At 58.6% G+C, this 18,241-nt stretch carries 15 protein-coding genes; 4 read left to right on the top strand and 11 right to left on the bottom strand.

Annotation, left to right across the window (positions count from 1 at the left end; genetic code table 11):
• Positions 1-109 precede the first annotated feature (109 nt).
• The 6 genes from fabG to yceD form a co-directional block, all read right to left on the bottom strand.
• Positions 110-844: a 3-oxoacyl-ACP reductase FabG gene (fabG, locus tag ACB035_RS16065; RefSeq protein WP_005351850.1), complete on the bottom strand. Its 735-nt coding sequence runs from the start codon at positions 842-844 to the stop codon at positions 110-112.
• A gap of 13 nt (positions 845-857) precedes the next feature.
• Positions 858-1,793, bottom strand: a complete 936-nt coding sequence (gene fabD / locus ACB035_RS16060; RefSeq protein WP_371167702.1) for an ACP S-malonyltransferase — start codon at positions 1,791-1,793, stop codon at positions 858-860.
• Positions 1,794-1,864: 71 nt separating this feature from the next.
• Entirely contained in the window at positions 1,865-2,824 is a 960-nt protein-coding gene (locus tag ACB035_RS16055; RefSeq protein ID WP_371167684.1) for a beta-ketoacyl-ACP synthase III, read from the bottom strand.
• A 7-nt stretch (positions 2,825-2,831) separates the two neighbouring features.
• On the bottom strand, positions 2,832-3,851 hold the full coding sequence (gene plsX / locus ACB035_RS16050; protein WP_005351844.1) for a phosphate acyltransferase PlsX: 1,020 nt from the start codon (positions 3,849-3,851) through the stop codon (positions 2,832-2,834).
• 9 nt (positions 3,852-3,860) lie between these two features.
• Complete coding sequence (rpmF, locus tag ACB035_RS16045; RefSeq protein ID WP_005300935.1) at positions 3,861-4,028, bottom strand: 50S ribosomal protein L32; 168 nt, start codon at positions 4,026-4,028, stop codon at positions 3,861-3,863.
• Between the two features lie 19 nt (positions 4,029-4,047).
• Positions 4,048-4,569 (bottom strand): 23S rRNA accumulation protein YceD, encoded by a 522-nt coding sequence (gene yceD, locus ACB035_RS16040; RefSeq protein ID WP_013723766.1) that lies wholly within the window; start codon positions 4,567-4,569, stop codon positions 4,048-4,050.
• A gap of 118 nt (positions 4,570-4,687) precedes the next feature.
• Here yceD and ACB035_RS16035 point away from each other — a divergent pair, with 118 nt between their 5' ends.
• Entirely contained in the window at positions 4,688-5,269 is a 582-nt protein-coding gene (locus ACB035_RS16035; RefSeq protein ID WP_371167683.1) for a nucleoside triphosphate pyrophosphatase, read from the top strand.
• Positions 5,270-5,369: 100 nt separating this feature from the next.
• Here ACB035_RS16035 and ACB035_RS16030 read toward each other — a convergent pair whose 3' ends face one another.
• Together ACB035_RS16030 and rluC are read right to left on the bottom strand one after the other, a co-directional pair.
• The gene (locus ACB035_RS16030; RefSeq protein ID WP_371167682.1) at positions 5,370-6,032 is read right to left on the bottom strand and encodes an HAD family hydrolase; all 663 of its coding nucleotides are present in this window, start codon (positions 6,030-6,032) and stop codon (positions 5,370-5,372) included.
• The gene (rluC, locus tag ACB035_RS16025) at positions 6,032-6,976 is read right to left on the bottom strand and encodes a 23S rRNA pseudouridine(955/2504/2580) synthase RluC (protein WP_371167681.1); all 945 of its coding nucleotides are present in this window, start codon (positions 6,974-6,976) and stop codon (positions 6,032-6,034) included. Before rluC ends, ACB035_RS16030 begins: the two co-directional genes overlap by 1 nt.
• 413 nt (positions 6,977-7,389) lie before the next feature.
• Here rluC and rne point away from each other — a divergent pair, with 413 nt between their 5' ends.
• Complete coding sequence (gene rne, locus ACB035_RS16020) at positions 7,390-10,482, top strand: ribonuclease E (RefSeq protein ID WP_371167680.1); 3,093 nt, start codon at positions 7,390-7,392, stop codon at positions 10,480-10,482.
• Between the two features lie 742 nt (positions 10,483-11,224).
• Here rne and fruA read toward each other — a convergent pair.
• From fruA to fruB, 3 genes are read right to left on the bottom strand one after another with little or no spacing between them, the layout of a single operon-like run.
• Positions 11,225-12,949, bottom strand: coding sequence for a PTS fructose transporter subunit IIBC (fruA, locus tag ACB035_RS16015; RefSeq protein ID WP_371167679.1), 1,725 nt, complete (start codon positions 12,947-12,949; stop codon positions 11,225-11,227).
• Entirely contained in the window at positions 12,946-13,935 is a 990-nt protein-coding gene (pfkB, locus tag ACB035_RS16010) for a 1-phosphofructokinase (RefSeq protein WP_371167678.1), read from the bottom strand. The genes fruA and pfkB overlap by 4 nt, the downstream gene beginning before the upstream one ends.
• Positions 13,935-15,050, bottom strand: coding sequence for a fused PTS fructose transporter subunit IIA/HPr protein (fruB, locus tag ACB035_RS16005; RefSeq protein ID WP_371167677.1), 1,116 nt, complete (start codon positions 15,048-15,050; stop codon positions 13,935-13,937). Before fruB ends, pfkB begins: the two co-directional genes overlap by 1 nt.
• A gap of 296 nt (positions 15,051-15,346) precedes the next feature.
• Between fruB and cra the strand changes: the two genes are divergently transcribed.
• Both cra and ACB035_RS15995 read left to right on the top strand, forming a co-directional pair.
• On the top strand, positions 15,347-16,333 hold the full coding sequence (cra, locus tag ACB035_RS16000; RefSeq protein ID WP_227273624.1) for a catabolite repressor/activator: 987 nt from the start codon (positions 15,347-15,349) through the stop codon (positions 16,331-16,333).
• A gap of 558 nt (positions 16,334-16,891) precedes the next feature.
• Positions 16,892-18,085 carry an aromatic amino acid transport family protein gene (locus ACB035_RS15995; protein WP_120414244.1) on the top strand — a complete coding sequence of 398 codons (1,194 nt, stop codon included), beginning with the start codon at positions 16,892-16,894 and terminating at the stop codon, positions 18,083-18,085.
• The last annotated feature ends 156 nt before the right edge of the window (positions 18,086-18,241 follow it).

Below are 18,241 nucleotides of genomic sequence, written 5' to 3'. Positions count from 1 at the left end.
TTTATTCAATTAACGTGAGTTTGCAAGTAGCTTGCCGCTGGTCAAACCACGAAATGTGCCAAACTTCGGCGTACTATCGCAAATTTGAACAGATCTTACGACAAATTGATTACACCATGTACATCCCGCCATTAACATGCAGGGTTTCGCCGGTGATATAGGCTGCTTCATCAGAAGCCAAGAATACCACAGCTGCGGCAATTTCTTTTGGATCACCCAAACGGGCGGCAGGCACCTGACTCATGATGCCGGCACGTTGATCGTCATTCAGGGCACGGGTCATGTCGGTTTCGATGAAACCGGGAGCAACCGCGTTCACTGTGATACCACGGGATGCCACCTCCCGCGCCAACGATTTGGTAAAACCAACCAGACCGGCCTTGGCGGCAGCATAGTTGACCTGACCGGCATTGCCCATGGTTCCCACCACGGAGCCAATGCTGATGATGCGACCGTGACGTTTCTTCATCATGGCACGCAACACCGGTTTGCTCAGACGGTAAAGCGAGGTCAGATTGGTATCGATGATCTCGTTCCACTCGTCATCTTTCATCCGCATCAACAGGTTGTCACGGGTGATCCCCGCGTTGTTGATCAGGATGTCGATGTCGCCAAAGCGCGCCTTGATGGCGGCGAAGACGGCTTCGATGGATTCCTGGCTGGTCACGTTCAGTGCCATGCCGCAGCCATTGTCACCCAGATAGGCGCTGATCGCCTCGGCACCGCTCTCGCTGGTCGCCGTACCGACCACTTTCGCGCCACGGGCCACGAATGTTTCGGCAATCGCACGGCCGATGCCACGACTGGCACCGGTCACCAACACAACCTTATCGGTAAAGCTCATCACTTGCTCCTGTTTACTTGATCTGGGCCAGCGCCTGCTCGAAAGAGGCGGCATCGTTGGCGTGAATACCTTCCACGCGCTTGTCGATGCGCTTGGCGAGCCCGGTCAACACTTTGCCCGGTCCCATCTCGATCTCGAGGGTAACCCCCTCGTTGGCCATCCGCTCGACAGTCTCGGTCCAACGAACCGGGCTGAACAGCTGACGTACCAGCGCTTGCTTGATGGCGGCCGGATCCTGTTCACAGGATACGTCGACATTATTGATGACAGCGATGGTTGGAACCTTGATCTCGATCCCGTCCAGCGCAGCTGCCAGTTTTTCTGCGGCAGGTTTCATCAGCGCGCAGTGAGACGGCACGGAGACCGGCAGCGGCAGCGCACGCTTGGCGCCCGACTCTTTCATCAGCACGTTGGCTCGCTCAACGGCCTCTTTGTGACCGGCGATAACTACCTGGCCCGGGGAGTTGAAGTTGACCGGAGAGACGACCTGCCCTTGTGCCGCTTTTTCGCAGTTGGCGGCGATGGATTCGTTATCCAGACCGATGATGGCCGCCATGGCGCCGGTGCCTTCCGGTACCGCTTCCTGCATGGCCAGACCACGCAGCTCGACCAGTTTGACCGCATCGGCAAAATCGAGTGCGCCGCTGCAAACCAGCGCGGAGTACTCACCCAGGCTGTGACCCGCCATCATGGCAGGCGTTGCCCCACCCAGCTGTTGCCACAGGCGCCACAGGGCGACAGAGGCAGTCAGCAGCGCAGGCTGGGTGCGCCAGGTTTTGTTCAGATCTTCAACCGGACCATCCATCACCAGGACAAACAGGTCATAACCCAGCACCTGACTCGCCTCGGCGAAGGTCTCCTTGATCACGGCATGTTGTTCGGCCAGCTCGGCCAGCATGCCAACGGACTGGGAACCTTGTCCCGGGAAGGCAATGGCAAATTGGGTCATCATTGATTCCTTTTAGATAAGACAAAAATGAAATCGGTGACGGGATGATGGGCGCACCATCCCGCCGAAGATCAGAGGCGAACCAGCGCCGAGCCCCAGGCGAAACCGCCACCAAAGGCTTCCAGCAGTACCAGCTGACCCGGTTTGATCCGGCCATCCCGCACCCCTTCGTCGAAAGCGACAGGGACGGACGCGGCAGAGGTATTGCCGTGCTTGTCGAGGGTCAGCACCACTTTATCGAGGCTCATACCGAGCTTCTTGGCGGTGGCGCTGATGATGCGGAAGTTGGCCTGATGCGGCACCAGCCAATCCAGCTCGCTCGGCTCGATGCCAGCAGCGGTCAGCGTTTCGGTTACGATCTCGCTCAGACGGGTGACCGCGACCTTGAAGACATCGTTGCCCTTCATATACATGTAGGCTTCGAGCTCGGCACCCGGCATGCCGCGACGAGGGTGCGGCAGCTTGAGCAGCTCGCCATAACGGCCGTCGGCATGAAGATGGGTAGAGAGGATACCCGGCGTCTCGCTGGCACCGACAATCACAGCCCCTGCCCCATCACCAAACAGAATAATGGTGCCGCGATCTTGTGGATCGCACATGCGGGAGAGTACATCGGCCCCGACGACCAGCACATGGCGGGCGGCGCCGGATTTGACGAACTGATCGGCAATGGAGAGTGCGTAGGTGAAGCCTGCGCAAGCAGCAGCCACGTCAAAGGCAGGGATGCCCGGTACGCCGAGCAGCCCCTGCAGCTCGCAGGCGGCAGCCGGGAAAGCATTTTCAGCACTGGTGGTGGCCAGCACTATCATATCGAGATCGACAGCGGTCAAGCCGGCTGCATCCAGGGCGCGCAGGGCGGCCTGGTAAGAGAGGGTGGCAACGGTTTCGTCAGCCCCGGCAATACGGCGCTCACGGATACCGGTGCGTTCCACGATCCACTCATCACTGGTCTCAACCATCTGCTCGAGATCGGCGTTGGTACGCACTGAACTCGGCAGGTAGCTGCCAGTACCCAGAATTTTGCTATGCATAGAGTTCTTATAGATCCCTGTCAGAGAAGACAGCTTCAAGGCGATCTGCTATTTGCAGTGGAAGTTGATGTTTGGCCTCTTGTGCGGCCAGCAGGATCGCATTACACAGAGCGCGCCGTTCGGCCCGCCCATGACTTTTTACCACAATGCCGCGCAATCCTAACAGACTTGCCCCGTTATACTGGTCGGGGTTCAGGTAAGAAAAACGCCGTTTGAACATAAATCCGGCGATCCGGCCAAGAAAAGTGCGTTTCTTGCGGGGATATCCGGCCAGCTGGGCCATCATCCGCACCACCCCTTCTGCCGTCTTGAGGGCGACATTGCCGACAAAACCGTCGCAGACGATCACGTCGCTGTCGCCGCTGAAGATGCGATCCCCTTCGACGAACCCGACATAATTGAGCGCGTGGCACTGACGCAACAATTCGGCGCTGTGGCGCACCAGATCGTTGCCCTTGATCTCCTCCTCGCCGATGTTGAGCAAGGCAACACGGGGGGATGCAATGCCTTCTACCTTTTCGGCCACGACGGAGCCCATCACCGCAAACTGCAGCAAGGTATCCGCATCGCAACTGACGTTGGCGCCAAGATCCAGCATCACGGTACGTTTGCCACTCAATGTTGGCAACGCCTTGATGAGGGCTGGTCTGTCTACCCCAGGCAGGGATTTGAGCACGCACTTGGCCATCGCCATCAACGCACCGGTATTGCCAGCACTGACGCAGGCATCGGCCTCACCGGCTTTCACCAGATTGAGTACCACCCGCATGGAGGAGTCTTTCAGAGTTCGCAACGCCACGATCGGTTTATCGCCCATGCCAACTACCTGGGATGCATGTACGAAACGAACACGGGGATGATTCAGCAAGCCATGTTGCTGCAGCAGAGAAGAGGTCTGGTGCTGGTCGCCGACCAGGATCAGTTTTAGCTGGGGTAAAAGAGACAGTGCCTGCACGGCGGCAGGCACTGTTTCCGAGGGGCCAATATCTCCCCCCATGATGTCTAGCGCGACAGTTTGCGTAGACAAAGGCAATCCTTAAGCGATTACCTTTTTACCGCGGTAGAAACCATCGGCAGTCACGTGGTGACGACGATGAATTTCGCCACTGGTCTGATCAACAGTCAGGGCAGCGGTGGTCAGCGCATCGTGGGAACGACGCATGCCACGCTTGGCACGGGTTTTACGGTTCTGTTGTACGGCCATTGTAGGCTAACTCCTAAATTCACTTACGTTTAAGCTCTTCAAGAACTGCAAAGGGATTCGGCCGCTCATCAGCAGGTTCGATTTCACCCCAGGTCATCTCCATGTTTCCTCTCGGGCATGCATCCAGAGAATGCATTGCGACTTGAGGCAACGAGAGGATGAGTTCATCCTCCAGGATTTGATGAAGATCTATCTCGCCGTTTTCGTCCAACTCAATGGGCTCATAAGCTTCCGGCAGTTCTTCCTCGTTTGTTCTTTCGAACAGCGGAGTGTAGATAAATTCAGCTTCACAGAGGTGTTCGAATGTCTCTCCGCAACGTTGGCAAACCAGGTCAACCTTGGCATGGGCAGTGCCTTTCATAACGGTCAACTTCTGGACATCTTTGCCAAAGTGCAGTGATACATCGATATCACTCTGCAAGCCAGCGGTTGATTCCTCCAGCCTGGGCATCTGCGACTTTTCCACTATCCCGATGTAATCGAGCAGCTTCAAGGCACTACGGACTGGATCAACCTTAACGGGCAACTTCACCTTTTGCATAGGGCGCGAATAATATAGGTCCAACAACTGATAGTCAAAGGAAAAAGTCCTTACCGCCGATGATTTTAAGCTCACAAGTCCCTAGAATGCCGGTACTCGCTTTCATCGGTACCTGATTATGCCACAGAATCTGATCCTCGCCTCAACTTCTCGCTATCGCAAAGCCCTGCTGGAGAAGCTCGGCCTCCCCTTTGAATGTGCCGCGCCCGATGTGGATGAACGCCCGCTGGCTGGCGAATCCGCCGAGGCGCTAGTGGCCAGACTGGCTCGTGCCAAGGCTGATGCCATCGCCCAACATCGTGATCACGGTTTGATCATCGGATCTGATCAGGTGTGTGTCTGCGATAATCACATCCTCGGCAAACCGGGCACCATCGACAATGCCATCGCCCAGCTGATGGCGACTCAAGGTCGCAGCGTCACCTTTTACACCGGGCTGTGCGTACTTAACGCTGCAACCAATGAGATTCATCAATTGATTGAACCATTTACGGTCCACTTTCGCGATCTCGACGAATCCGCCATTCGCCGCTATGTAGAGGCTGAACTGCCCCTCGATTGTGCGGGCAGTTTCAAATGCGAAGGGATGGGGATCGTGCTGTTCACGGAGCTGGAAGGGCGCGATCCTAACGCCTTGATTGGTCTGCCACTGATCGGCCTGATCGAACTGCTGGAGCGCCACGGTATTGCCCTGCCCTGATCGCGGACGAATAGATAAGCTAGATCGAGCATATAAAAAGCCCGGTCAATAGACCGGGCTTCTGTTATCAATCAGATCGATGTCTCTTAAAGAGAGGCGTCTATAACAGCCCGCGAAGAGCCGCCATAGAATCCACCACCGCCACTGGCCCGTGACGACTGAGGGCATCGCGGCTATCCACCCCCCAGGTGACACCAATACGCGGCATGGCGATCGCCTCGGCCATCGCCATATCGTGAACAGAGTCGCCGATCATGACGGCCTGCCGGGGTGACAGCCCCAGCTCGTCCAGGATCTGCTCAAGCATCAGCGGATCAGGCTTGGAGCGAGCCTCATCGGCCCCGCGACTGGTTACAAACAACGGGCGCAGTCCGGTCTCATCCAATACCCGATCCAGCCCACGGCGTGATTTGCCGGTAGCGACGGCCAGTTGCAGCCCTCGTGACCGCCAATCATGCAGCAACTCCCCTGCCCCGGAAAACAACGGGCTGGGGGTGGCATCGTGCAGATAGTGATGACGATAGCGATCGATGAGTGCGGCAATCTGGCGCTCACCGCTGGTGGCGCCACTGCCACTGCATAAGGGGAACAGACGGGACATGGCGACATCGAGGCTCAATCCGATGATCTGCCGGATCTGGGCTGGTGAAGGTACCGCCAGCACACAATCTCTGGCGGCCCCCTGTACACAGGCCACAATTCGGCCCACCGAATCCATCAGAGTACCGTCCCAATCGAAAATGGCGAGCCGGATATCCTGCATCAGCGTGGCAAGTCGTTGAGGAAGTTGTCGAGTTCAGGTGCCAGCGGCGCTTCTACCTGCATCTCGCGACCATCGGCCGGATGGGTGAAGCTGAGCTTCCAGGCATGCAAAAAGAGCCGTTTTAGCCCTTGGCTGCGCATTTTCTCGTCAAACGCCGCTTCACCGTACTTATCGTCACAGGCGATCGGGTGACCGGCATGCAGGGTGTGCACGCGGATCTGGTGAGTTCGGCCTGTGATGGGGCTGCACTCGACCAGAGTCGCTTCGGCAAATTGACGCACGATGCGGAACCGGGTTTCGGAGGGCTTGCCATCGGCACTGACCCGTACTACCCGTTCACCGGATTGCAGATCGTTTTTGCGCAGCGGCGCATTAACCACCTTGACGTGAGCCTGCCACTTGCCACGCACCAGCGCCAGATACTGTTTGCGCATGGTCTTGACGCGCAACTGCTCATGCAGGCTGCGCAGGGCGCTGCGCTTCTTGGCAACCAGCAGCACGCCGGAGGTGTCGCGATCCAGTCGATGAACCAGTTCGAGGAAGCGGGCTTCAGGCCGCAGGGCTCGGAGCCCTTCTATCACGCCAAAGCTCAGGCCGCTGCCACCGTGTACGGCCATGCCGGAGGGCTTGTTCAGCACGATCAAGGCATCGTCTTCGAACAGGATCTGGCTCTCCAAACGCTGGATAACACCGAGGTTTGCCGAAGGCAGCTCATTCTTCTCGGCAACGCGCACGGGAGGAACCCGCACCTCATCGCCTGCGCAGAGTTTGTACTCCGGTTTGATGCGCTTTTTGTTTACTCGCACTTCGCCTTTACGAAGGATGCGATAGATCAGGCTCTTGGGGACGCCCTTTAGCTGAGTCTTGAGAAAATTGTCGATGCGCTGCCCGTCATGCTCAGCTTCGATGGTGAGCAGCTGCACTTGTTGTTGTATCTGTGTCATGGCGCGGATTTTAACACTGCCAGCGCCCCTTGGCTGCATGGTTTGTTGAAAAATGGCGCCTTGCTATAAAAGAGGTTTAAATGGGATAATAAACAAGGTTTTGTCATTGTGTTCAAGCCTTGTACTAAGTGGCCAAAAAGTATGCCACCCAATCCCGAAACACCGTGTATACAAGAACATGACGGTTCCCGGGTGCGAGGTACAACGCATGGAGAACACAAACATCACCGTTTATTTGTCTCCATTTCGGCATCCTTATTCATTCCTTCTCGAGAAGTGATGACCAGAACGCCCTTAGTTTGCGCCTCATGCATACCCCAACCGGGAGGTTGCCCCAGTATGCTGAAGACCCGAGGCCGGCGCTGGCAGGACCCAGATGGAGGAAATCAAAATGACACAATAATGAGAACTCAATGAAAAGAATGCTTATCAACGCAACTCAAGAAGAGGAGTTGCGCGTAGCGCTGGTTGACGGACAACAGCTCTACGATTTGGATATTGAAAGTCCGGGACACGAGCAGAAGAAAGCGAACATTTACAAGGGTAAGATCACCCGCGTAGAACCCAGCCTTGAAGCTGCTTTTGTTGATTACGGCGCCGAGCGCCACGGTTTCCTGCCGTTGAAGGAGATCGCCCGCAATTACTTCCCCTCCGGTTACTCCTATCAGGGTCGTCCCAACATCAAAGAAGTGGTCCGCGAAGGTCAGGAAGTTATCGTCCAGATCGACAAGGAAGAGCGTGGCACCAAGGGTGCAGCCCTCACCACCTTTATCAGCCTGGCAGGTAGCTACCTGGTACTGATGCCCAACAACCCCCGTGCCGGTGGTATCTCCCGCCGCATCGAGGGTGATGAGCGGACTGAGCTGAAAGAAGCCCTGAGCGGATTGACCGTGCCGGAAGGCATGGGCCTGATCGTACGTACCGCAGGTGTGGGCAAGTCGCCAGAAGAGCTGGAGTGGGATTTGAACGTCCTGCTCAACCACTGGGACTCCATCCACAAGGCCTCTCAGGAGCGCGCTGCGCCGGTGCTGATCCACCAGGAAAGCAACGTCATCGTGCGTGCCATCCGTGACTATCTGCGTCGCGATGTGGGCGAGATCCTGATCGACAATCCGGTGATTTTCGAACGCGCCAAGGCCCATATCGAGCTGGTACGTCCCGATTTCCTCAACCGCGTGAAGCTGTACAAGGGTGAAGTTGCCCTGTTCAACCACTTCCAGATTGAGAGCCAGATTGAATCAGCCTTCCAGCGTGAAGTGCGTCTCCCCTCCGGCGGCAGCATCGTTATCGATCCGACCGAAGCGCTGACCTCCATCGATATCAACTCCTCCCGCGCCACCAAGGGCGGCGATATCGAAGAGACTGCGCTGCAAACCAACCTGGAAGCGGCCGACGAAATTGCCCGTCAATTGCGTCTGCGCGACCTGGGTGGCCTGATCGTTATCGACTTCATCGACATGACGCCGGTTCGCCATCAGCGCGAAGTAGAAAACCGTCTGCGTGAAGCGGTTCATCAGGATCGCGCCCGCATCCAGCTGGGTCGTATCTCCCGTTTCGGTCTGCTGGAGATGTCTCGCCAGCGTCTGCGCCCTTCACTCAACGAGTCCAGCAGCCACATCTGCCCTCGTTGCCAGGGTCAAGGCGTGATCCGTGACAACGAATCCCTCGCCCTGTCCATCCTGCGTCTCATCGAAGAAGAGGCCATGAAGGACAACACCGAGCAGGTTCACGGCCAGGTGCCGGTGGATGTGGCCGCCTATCTGCTTAACGAGAAGCGTGCTGCCATCGCCAGTCTGGAACAGCGCAATGATGTGCGTGTTTACATCATTCCGAACCAGCATCTGGAAACCCCGCACTACGAAGTAACTCGTATTCGTCAGAACGAGATCCCGGAAGCGGCCAGCTACGAGCTGAAAACCGAGATTGCCAAGCCGGTCTACCAACCGAAGCAAGCTCAGGTGATCGAGCGTGAGCAACCGCTGCTGCAAGGCTTTGCCCAACCGGCACAACCGGCCCCTGTTGCACCGCAACAGCCGGCGGCTCCCGTTGCTGCGGCCCCTGCCGAAGCCGGCTTCTTCAGCAAGCTGATCAAAGGCATTACCGGCCTGTTCAGCAGCGATGCTGCCCCTGCCGACGTGAAAGCGCCCGCCGAGAAACCTGCTGCTCGTGAAGCACGCAAGGATGAAGGTCAACGTCACCAGCGCGAAGAAGGCCGTGGCCGTGGTCAGCGTCCTCGTCGTGATGACAATCGTGGCAACCGCAACAATGCGGAAGCTGGCGAGAAGCGTGAAGGTGGCAACCGCGAAGCTGGTGAAAACCGCAATCGCCGTCCACGTAAAGAGCGCGAGCCTCGTCAGGAGCGTGAAGCTCGTGGTGAAGTGCGCAGCGAACAGCGCATGGAACGTGAACCCCGTCAGGAGCGCGAACCTCGCGAGCCGCGCCAGGAACGTGCGCCACGTCCAGCCCGTGAACCTCGTGCTCCCCGTGAGCCGCGCGCCGAAGTCGTTGTTGACGCGGTAGACGCCGTTGATGCAGCTGCCGCCCAGCCACGTCAGGAGAAAGAGCAGAAAGTGGCCGAGCGCCGCGAACGTCGCCAACTGCGCAAGCAGATCCGCGTCGATGTCGCCGCTGCTGACACCCCTGCCCTGCCGGTTGACGAAGTACCCGCGCAAGCTGAAGTGATCGATGCTAGCGTGGGTAACGAGCAGGAAGAGCAGAGTGAAGGCCAGCGCCGTTCACGCCGTACTCCGCGCAGCCAGCGCATCGAAGGCCAACGTCGCAAGCGTATTAATGAAGAAGCACGTAGCCAGCGTGATGAAGAGCAACAAGCCGAGCCTACTCTGACTACCGCCGCCCAGGCCGATATCGCCAAAGCGCAGGTTGAAGAGCCGGTAGTGCCTGTTGTCACCATCCCGAGCGCTGAAGCCGTAGCAGCTGCCCTGCAAGCCTCTGCGGCACTGACCGAGCATGTGGTTGTCGAAGCCGTTGCTGAAGAAGCTGCCGAGCAGGCTGCTGCCCAGGTTGAAGCAACTCAAACCGATGTGACCGCTAGCTCGGTTGTTGCAGCTGTCGCAGAAGTCGTGGTTGCAGCAGAGCCGGAAGTTGCCGTTGTCACCGCTACCGCTGTAGACGAGACTGCCGCTACCGTGGTTGAAACCGCTCCGGTTGTTGAAGAAGCCCCTGCTGTCAGCCCCTCTGTCGTAGAAGCTGTACCGGCTGCAGTCGAAATGCCAGTTGCGGTTGTCGAAGCCCCGGCTTCTGTCGCTGCCGTTGCGGTGGAAGAGACTCCGGTCGTGACCAAACAGGTAGCTCACGGTGCTGGCCTGCTGGCTCGTGCCCGCAAAGCATCCGCCCCAATGGCAACCCCTGCCGAAGCCCCTGCCCTTCCTGCTCGTGAGCCGGTTAACTACCCGCCGCTGGTACGCAACGAAGTGAGCACATCAGGTCGTCATGGTGGCAGCACTGCCGCCGTCAACGTGGCCACCTGCCCGGCCGGTCGCCCCTAAGCAACCCGGGTTGACCCCCTAAACAAAAGCCACACCAACCGGTGTGGCTTTTTTATTTCTCTTTTCCCCTGTGCACTCACATACACATTAATACCTATGCTCGGCAAAACCGCTTTGTCTGTTATCTCTCTATCACTGAACACTGAGTTAACTTGTGTTTACTTTTTGACGTAACAGTGAAAGTCCATTTTCTACTTCTATGTTCAGCATGTTGCGAATTGATTTTGTCTGCTTAAAACTTTGTTTGTTGGCATACAAATAGTTGTATATATGACGGTCTGCAATGGGCTGGTGTGGGGTTCAAGATTCATTTGATATGGAACCCTCTGGTTCAATGCATGCTTGCCAACCAAGGCATTCGGTTGTACCGAAACCTGAATCCTCCTTTCGCAGAAATGGGGGGGTCGACATAAAGCAAACCAGCCTCAAGTCTTGTTCAACTGATGATCAACTCAGGTTGCATCTACACAGATGTACATATAGGTAACTGTCGCTGATACAGATTTGCTTCCCGAAAGTTCGCCAGTTCCCCCTATCCTAGCGGCAGCACAATCTATACACGGGATATTGGTTACGGCCCTTCCCCACACAATTAAGTGTTGAAACTGAGCCTGACGCTGGCCCTGATACGCGAGACTTCAGTAACCGCTGCTCAACGATTCTGTTTAAAAGGCATATAAAAATGCCGCCCGGCTTTGCAACCGGGCGGCATTGATCATCTTCTGTTATCGAGGATGAGCTATCAGGCCGTGGCCAGCTTGGCCTGCTCTTCGCCGCGCTTGAGCATGGCGTAGGAAACACCGGTCAGCAGCGAGCCTGCCGCAATCGCCACGATATACATCATGACGTTGCTGATGGCATGCGGGATGAACAGCACGAACAGACCGCCGTGGGGCGCCATCAGCTCGCAGCCAAACAGCATGGAGAGCGCACCGGTCAGGGCGCCACCAACCATACAGGCCGGGATGACGCGCATCGGATCCTTGGCGGCAAATGGGATGGCCCCCTCGGAGATAAAGCACAGTCCCAGTACGAAGGAGGCCTTGCCCGCTTCCTGCTCCGCCTTGATGAACTTGGTGCGGGCCAAGAAGGTGGCGATGCCCATGCCCAGTGCCGGTACCATACCAGCGGCCATCACCGCTGCCATCGGGGCGTAGGTTTTGGAGGCCAGCAGGCCGACACCGAAGGCGTAAGCCGCCTTGTTGACCGGGCCGCCCATGTCAAAGCACATCATGGCCCCGATGATCACACCCAGCAGCACGGCGTTGGCAGAGCCCATGTTGTTGAGGAACTCTGTCATGGCATTCATGATGCCAGCCACCGGACCACCCACTACGTAGATCATCACCAGACCGGTAAAGAGGCTGGCCACCAACGGAATGATCAGGATGGGCTTGAGCGCTTCCAGGGTGGTCGGCAGGCGCACCTTGTCGCTCAGGTACTTGGCGCTGTAACCGGCCAGAAAACCGGCCACGATGCCACCGAGGAAACCGGCACCCAGCGAGCTTGCCAGCATACCGCCGATCATGCCGGGAGCGAGACCCGGACGGTCAGCGATGGAGTAGGCAATGTAGCCGGCCAGCACCGGGATCATCAGGGCAAAGGCTGAGCCACCACCGATCTTCATCAGGGCGGCGGCCAGAGTGCCTTCCACCTTGAACGCCTCGATACCGAACACGAACGAGAGCGCGATAATAAGACCGCCCGCCACCACCATGGGCAGCATAAAGGAGACGCCGGTCAGCAGATGCTTGTAGGGGCCTGCCTTCTCCTCTTTCTTGGGCTGGCTGGCACCGCTGTGGCGATAGAGTGTCGCCTCGTTCCACGCCTTGTCGAGTTCGGCGCGGGTTTTCTTCAATGCCGCGCCCGTGCTGGTACGATAGACCGGCTTACCGTCAAAGCGCGCCATGTCCACTTCGATATCGGTGGCGAGGAATACCAGATCGGCAGATGCAATCTCCTCGGCAGTCAGGGCGTTCTGGGCACCGACCGAGCCTTGGGTCTCAACGCGGATCTGATAACCCAGCTGTTTGGCCATCGTCTCCAGCGCTTCTGCCGACATAAAGGTGTGGGCCACACCGGTCGGACAGGCGGTCACCGCCACAATGCGCTTGCCAGCGGCGGCCGGTTTGGCGGCAGCGGGCACGGCTTGATGACGATAGACGCTGGCGCCGCTGTCGGCTGCTTCCAGCAAGGCTGCCGGATCCTGCAGGGCAAGCTCCATGCTGCCCTGATAGACTCGCTTGCCATCATAGGCGGCGAGATCCACCGGGGCACTGGCGACAACCAGCACCAGGTCGGCGGTGACAATCTGCTCCTTGTTCGGCACCTGACGGGGCTGCACGCTGGAGCCGACGTCGAGGGTGAGTTCCCAGCCAGCCAGTTTGGCCTGCTGTTCTATCCGTTTTGCAGCGAGAAAGCTGGTGGCAATGCCCGCCGGGCAAGCCGTAACCAAGATTGCTTTCATTGGGCATCTCCTGAGTTTTCCATTGAGGGGGTATGGCATTGAACTTGTGCCAGCGCATCCAGACGCTCTACGCGCACCTGTTCAAGTAAAGGGTTGAGCACACTGATATCGTCAAAGCCGACCGCCACCTGACTGACCGCCAAGGCCGAGACGGCGGTGGCCAGCCGCAGAGTCTGCTCCGGCGCCCAGCCAAGGCTCAGACCATGGGCAAGACCGGCGACCAGGGAATCGCCAGCACCGACCGTGCTGACCACCTGCATCCGCGGCGGAATGGCCTGCCAGACGGCATCTGTGGCAAACCAGATGAGGCCATCGGCGCCGTTGGAGATCACCACATTGGGGATGCCGCTTGCCTGCAGCGCGCGGGCACACTCGGCCTGCTCGCTCAGGGTCTTGATGGGGCGGCCCGCCCACTGGCCGAGCTCCTCCAGATTGGGTTTGACCAAGGTCGGCGCAGCCTTGATCCCTTCGCTTAAGGCCGCGCCGCTGCAATCAAAGATCACCTGCTTGTCCTTGGCCTTGAGCAGGCGGATCAGATGGGCGCAGTAATCGGGGGCCACCCCTTTGGGCAGGCTGCCCGCCAGCACGAACCACTCTGCATGCGCAGCCAACTCGTCGATGGCCTGCTCCAGCGCGCTCACCTCCCCTTGCTGGATGGTGAGCCCCGGCAGGTTGAGATCGGTGACCCGACCGGATTGCTCGGAAATCTTGACGTTGATGCGGGTGCTGCCCGCGACACGGACAAAGTGATCATCCAGCGCTCGCTCTGCAAACAGGGAGACAAAACTCTGTTCATTGTCAGCGCCCAGCCAGCCGGTCACACCCACCTCGCGGCCCAAGTCCTTGAGCACCATGGCGACGTTGATCCCCTTGCCCGCCGCGCGCAAGTTGGCCTCGCTCACCAGATTCACCTCACCCAGGCTCATCGCCTCAAGGCGAGTAGTGAGATCAAGGGCAGGGTTGAGAGTAATGGTGACAATCTTCATCAGTGTGCCCCCTCGCCGAGACCAGCGGCGATCGCCTCACCGATCCCCTTGAGAGCGGCTTCGGCATCCGCCCCTTCGGCGCGAAATGCCAGACGATGACCGCACTTGACCCCAAGGCCGATCACCTTCATCAGGCTCTTGGCGGAGACCGCCTCGCCGCTGCCATCCAGATTGGCAACCCGGATGTCGGATTCAAACTCTTTGGCCACCTTGACCAGCATGGCGCCCGGGCGGGCGTGCAGGCCGTGAGGGTTGATGATGGTGAAGGTTTCACTAAGACCGCTCGCTGGCCCTGCCTGCAACATGGCAAGCCCCTCGCCACCCGCCAGCATTGCCAGCTGACCAGCGGCCGCCAGTTTGGCCAGATTCTCCAGTTGCGGCAGATGGCCGCTATCTGCGGCGCACAGCAGTAGCATGGCGCTGACCGGCAGCTCCCCTGCCGTGAGAGCGCTACTCGGGGTGACCAGCACCCAACCGGTCTGGGCCGATGCTGTTTGCTGAACATTGGCCCGCGCCAGCCAGACGCCCTCGCCCAGGTAGGCGGGTTCACTTGCCAGCAGCGCGCTCACCATGGCGGCATCGCCCCAGCCCGCAGACTTGGCGCGGGCTGCTGCTCCCAGCAGCAACTGGTCGCGATCATCGGCCGGGAAGTCAGCCAGGGTCAGGTATTGCACCTCTTTGGCGGCAGTGGCACCGGTCAGGATGTTGATGATGGTGTCGGCATCGGTGGCTTCTTTGAGCTGAGCTGCCGCCTGCTCGTCACCCAGCACATGGGTGAGCTGGCGCAAAATGCCCAGATGCTCGTCGGACTTGGCGGCGATGCCGATGGCGACATAGGCGATCTGCCCTTCATCCCACTCGATACCATTGGGGAACTGGGCCACCATGACGCCGGTGCTCTTCACCAGATGACGGGTATCGGTGGTGCCGTGGGGAATGGCGATGCCGCTGCCAAGATAGGTGGCATGCTGCACTTCACGGGCCAGCATCCCATCCACATAGCCCGCTTCCACCAGACCGGCTTCGGTCAGTTTACCTGCCAGCAGGGCAATGGCGTCCGACTTGGTTGCCACCGACTGTCCCAGCAAGATCTGCTCTCGCGCCAACTTCAACATAGAGACTCTCCATCAGGTTCCGGCCGCGCCGGTACGTCACAATTGAACATTCGGATAACTCGCCAGCTGACAATAGACCCGAACACGGTTCACTGTGATCGGGGCCCGATTTTCAGGCCACTGGGTCTCTTCGTTGCTGACAGGCTGAATCGTTTCACTTACACTCAGACTGAATCGTTTCAGCGAATTGATCAAGTACCCACAAAGAGTGCTTTTCAATGATATGATCCCGCGCACACTTTTCGGTGCCCTCACCCGGCAGTGACCGTGGGCCTTGCAACTCAAACAGAGCCAATATGATGAAACTGGATGAAATCGCCGCCCTCGCCGGTGTCTCGCGCACCACGGCAAGCTATGTGATCAATGGCAAGGCCGACCAATACCGCATCAGTCAGGCCACCCGCGACAAGGTGATGGCCGTGGTCACCGCCCACAACTACCAGCCTGACAGCCGCGCCGCCTCCCTGCGTGGCGGCCAGACCAAGACCCTCGGCTTTATCCTGCCCGACCTTGAGAACGCCAGTTACGCCAAGCTGGCCAAACGGCTGGAACAGGGGGCCCGGGCGCAGGGCTATCAGCTGCTCATCGTCTGCTCGGAAGATGAGCCCGCCACAGAAAAAGAGCTGGCCCAGATGCTGGTGAGCCGCCATGTGGACGCCCTGCTGGTGGCCAGTTGCCTGCCGCCAGACGACCCCTTTTACGGTAAATTGCAGGCGCAGGGCAGCCAAATCCTCGCCATCGACCGGGCGATGGCCGCCGACAAGTTCGTCACCGTCGCCAGTGAAAACGAGAAAGCGAGCTTTGATCTCACCAGCTCCCTGCTCACCCCGACCTTGCGCCATATCGCCTTGATCACTGCGCTGCCAGCACTCACGATCAGTCAGGAGCGCAAAGCGGGTTTCGAGCAGGCGGTCGCCAGTCACAGCGCGGCTCGCCATCTGTGCGAGGGGGATCACTTCTCCCGCCTTGAGGGGTATCGCCTGATCAAGGATCTGCACCAGCAGCTGGGTCAGCTGCCCGAAGCGCTGATCACTACTTCCTATATCCTGATGGAGGGGGTACTCGACTACCTGTTGGAACAAGAGATCGATATGAGCCAGCTCGCCATGGCCACCTTCGGGGACGATCGCCTGCTTGACTTCCTCCCCTTTGGCATCAACTCCCTGCCCCAGCAGCACGACGCGCTGGCGAGCCAGGCGCTGGAGCTAGCGCTCAAGGCGGTGAACGGCGAATACCAGAGCGGGCTGCACTATGTGAGCCGCACCCTCAAGCGCCGTCGCTAACCTGACCGCTGCAGACCCGATTTGCTGTCAATGGGTGGGTAAAGCGAACAGATGACAATAAGGCTGCCAGCATCGGCAGCCTTATTGTTTTCCCCCACAACCCTACCCGCCCGCTTTGCTTTCTCTACCGTCTGGCCGACTAAACAACCGGCCTCCACACTCCTTTCACCCCGCAACTAAACGCCAACGCCACGACAAGGCACTCCGCCATCCGTGCAACAACCACTTGGCTGACCTGTATCAATGAGCCCCTGCCAGTCATTTTTCGGTGATTTTTTCTGCAATTAGCCATCACTGTCATCATTTATTTCCACTTGTTGCCACAAGCCAGCACAAGATCCGTATAAAAGGGGTTGTTTCCGCTATTTTGATCCGCTAACGTGGCAACCATCTTTTACAACTGACAGGTTTTAGGTACAGATGTTCCCGTTCCGATATTGCTAGCCTCCGGCCCTATCCCCGGAGGCACCTTCTGATAACGCCAATTGGCCCCCTCTTGTTGACGTCAATGCTGACATCGCCTGTTTGCACTGACACCACTACGTTCGGATGGATAACATGAATACCAAAACTCTGGGTTGTACCCTGTTGATTGCCGGCACCACCATAGGTGCCGGCATGCTGGCCCTGCCGCTGGCCTCCTCCTCCCTCGGCGGCCCCGCCACCCTGCTGCTGATGGTCGGCCTCTGGGCCCTGATGGCCTTCACCGCCATGCTGCAAGTAGAAGCGAGCCTCAACACCGGCAAGTGGTACCTGCACCAGCTGGCGGATCATCTGCTCGGCCCCTGGGGCAAGCGCATCGCCTCCTTCTGTATCCTGATGCTGTTCTACTCGCTGGCCTCCGCCTACATCAGCGGCGGTAGCAGCCTGCTGGCACAGGCGCTGGCCGATGCAGGCATGACCCTCAGCCAGGAGCAGGCCGCCTGGGCCTTTACCCTGCTGTTTGGCGGCATGGTCTGTGTCGGCACCCGCTCGGTGGATTACCTCAACCGGCTGATGTTCACCGTCAAACTGGTGATCATGGTGGTGGTGCTGGCGTTGCTGCTGCCCCGCACCGAAGGGCAGCATCTGCTCTCGATGCCGCTGGGTCAGGGCCTGTTGCTGGCGGGCCTGCCGGTCATCTTCACCTCGTTCGGCTTTCACGGCTCCATTCCGAGTGTGATGCTCTACCTCGGTGACTGCCCCAAGCAGTTGCGCCGTGTCTTTGTCTGGGGCTCAGCCCTGCCGCTGATCCTCTACGTGCTGTGGCAGGTAGCGATCCTCGGTCTGCTCGGCCAGCAAGCCCTGCTGCAAACCGGTGGTGCGCTGGACAGCCTGCTGGCCAACGTCGGCAAGCTGGTGAGCTGGCCTGCGTTTAATCAGGCGATGCACCTGTTTGCCGATCTGGCGCTCGCCACCTCTTTCCTCGGGGTGACGCTGGGGCTGTTCGACTTTATGGCCAAGGTAACCCGCCGCAAGGACAACTGGCAGGGCCGCACCCAGACCGGTCTTATCACCTTTGTGCCGCCATTGCTGTTTGCCCTCTACTTCCCGCAGGGTTTTATCATGGCCCTCGGCTACGCTGCCATTGCGCTGGCGATCCTCGCGGTACTGCTGCCGGTGGCGCTGGTGTGGCAGAGCCGCAAGCAAGCCCCCGCCCACCACTACCGCGCGCCGGGTGGCGTGGTGGCGCTGGGAGTGGCCGCCGCCATGGGCTTACTGATTGTCGGCGTACAGATCAGCGTCAGCCTTGGAATGCTGCCAGCGCTGTAATCCCAGATACTGAATGCCCCAAATAGCCAAGCCCCGCCAATTAACTTGACGGGGCTTTTTATTAGTGAAATTACTCTGACTTACAGGCCAAATTGGTAGTACTAGATTAAACGCAATATGTCAGCACAACCCACGAGTTGTCGCTTTATGGATTTG

The organism is Aeromonas sp. S12(2024) (assembly GCF_041402305.1).
GTDB lineage: Bacteria > Pseudomonadota > Gammaproteobacteria > Enterobacterales > Aeromonadaceae > Aeromonas > Aeromonas veronii.
This window is presented reverse-complemented; position numbering and strand designations above follow the sequence as displayed.